We start from the raw sequence: 1744 nt of genomic DNA, 5'->3' as shown, positions 1-1744 counted from the left end.
GCCGGGCGTAACGTGGTTCCTCCATCCATGCAAGACAAGTAGGCATCCAGCTTTTCACGAATACGGAAATGAGCCAATGGCGTGCCGCTCAATGCGTTACAGGTACGCCCGCATGCGTTGCAGCGGTAGCGTTGATGACCAGCATTCTGCCCCCAGCGCGTCATGGATTCACAGGTGCAGCGAGGGCACCGCGGGTGCTGATCAAAGTAATATTTGAGACGCTCAAGAAGACGACTATTGCCCGTAACCTCTGGCGTTTTCGGGCATGGCGGTAGGGTTGTGTGCAAACATGTCAGCTGTTCAGGGGACAATGTACTGAGAGATTTCAGGAACTCTTGGAATTGTGTTTGCTGCATGACGATGGTTCCAATTACACGACAGAAACCGGTGCTCAGAAGTATAGTTCATGCACCAACATGTATTGTGAACAGAGCCCCCTGGAACTTGTTACGGCAATACAGGGGGTAGCTGCGGCAGGTAAAGCAATTGCCAAACTTCCAGCGGGTTCCAAAAAGGTACTACTCGCGGTAAATAATACAGTTCAGAAGGGACGGCAGGGCCTTCAGGCTGCTGTTGCCAATAAGGGGACGAATAGTGTTTTAAACAACACGGGAGACAGTGCTCTTTATGCCAAGTACGTGAATGAGCTCAAAGAGCTTGATCGTCAAACACTCTTAGATGAATTAACCTTTAATGGAGTCAAACATACTCCTGAAAATATTGTAGATGTCAGAAAAACCCCAAATGGACAAGTTGTTTTTCTAGAAATTGGTGATAAAAGTGCTGGTCTTGGGCATATATTACTTCGCCATAAGCAAGATTTTGCTAATGTTGGAATCCATGCTGATCAAATACCGGATGTGGTTATGACGGCAGTTACTCATGGTAAAATTGTCGGTTATCAAGGTAAAAACAATGGCCGAACTGTATATGAAATTATTTATAACGATACACGACATCGAATAGCAGTTACGACATCTGACAACGGTTTCATTGTCGGGGCGAACCCCCAATCACGTTTAGCGCCTTACATATCAAAGTGAACTATGTCCAATAGATTGAAACTACTACCAGACTATGGCTGCTATGCCCTCTGGGATATCGATAATTTAGGCAATATTAATCCGAGTGAGCTGGCCATATCGGATGCATTAAAGAAGAGAATCTCTAGATGGGAAGATGCTTATGATTCAACTCTAAATAATAGTGATCCTAGTCAGTCAGGATTTTCCAATATAGATGATGAAGAGGCATTTGATTTAGAGGGTAGAGCGATTCTTGGGGAGTTGAAATTGGAACTTGAGCCTGACTACGAAATTAGTTACTTCAGCATAGTGGAAAACAAGCTGATTTCGGACTAGATAAAAGGGATATAGAAAGGGTTCTGTTGCAAAACTCCGAGCCAAAAATAAAGAAAAGAAAGAAAAGAGGTCGGAGTGAATAAATACTGGTTGAGAGCCCTGGATTAATCTGTAGAAGTGTGATTACCGAGGGAAACTGACGGGCTAATTACCAAGGGACTTTGTCGTTCCAGCATAACAGCCCGTTCCTATCTCGGGAGAAAAGGGGTCGGAGTGAATAAATACAAATTCGTGATCCACAAACAGGGAGTTGGGTCGATAAGCCTCAACCAACAACTTTCTATCCTGAGCACTGGACAAAGCGCCAAACTGTTCAGGAAATTGAAGGGGCATTCCAAAATTCCAAACCACTACCGAGTGCAAATCCCTGAAGAGAAAAGGGG

Annotated in this window: 3 protein-coding genes and 1 pseudogene; 2 read left to right on the top strand and 2 right to left on the bottom strand. The window is 44.6% G+C overall.

From position 1 onward, the window contains the following. Positions 1–356, bottom strand: a pseudogene (locus QMA35_RS21535) (hypothetical protein); the annotation flags it as partial. On the opposite strand from QMA35_RS21535, the gene QMA35_RS21530 reads away from it, so the two are divergent. Both QMA35_RS21530 and QMA35_RS21525 read left to right on the top strand, forming a co-directional pair. Then, the gene (locus QMA35_RS21530; protein ID WP_281649188.1) at positions 348–1043 is read left to right on the top strand and encodes a hypothetical protein; all 696 of its coding nucleotides are present in this window, start codon (positions 348–350) and stop codon (positions 1041–1043) included. The pseudogene QMA35_RS21535 and the gene QMA35_RS21530 overlap by 9 nt on opposite strands. 3 nt (positions 1044–1046) lie before the next feature. Continuing rightward, positions 1047–1361, top strand: a complete 315-nt coding sequence (locus tag QMA35_RS21525; RefSeq protein WP_281649187.1) for a hypothetical protein — start codon at positions 1047–1049, stop codon at positions 1359–1361. A gap of 144 nt (positions 1362–1505) precedes the next feature. Here QMA35_RS21525 and QMA35_RS21520 read toward each other — a convergent pair. Then, a partial coding sequence (locus tag QMA35_RS21520; RefSeq protein WP_281649186.1) for a hypothetical protein occupies positions 1506–1744 on the bottom strand: 239 nt, incomplete at its 5' end.

The sequence above is a fragment of the Parendozoicomonas sp. Alg238-R29 genome (assembly GCF_947331445.1).
Taxonomy (GTDB): domain Bacteria; phylum Pseudomonadota; class Gammaproteobacteria; order Pseudomonadales; family Endozoicomonadaceae; genus Sansalvadorimonas.
This window is presented reverse-complemented; position numbering and strand designations above follow the sequence as displayed.

What these genes read in the sequence shown, in the direction of transcription:
- QMA35_RS21525 (WP_281649187.1), top strand. Translation starts at nt 1,047, where the DNA reads ATGTCCAATAGATTGAAACTACTACCAGACTATGGCTGCTATGCCCTC.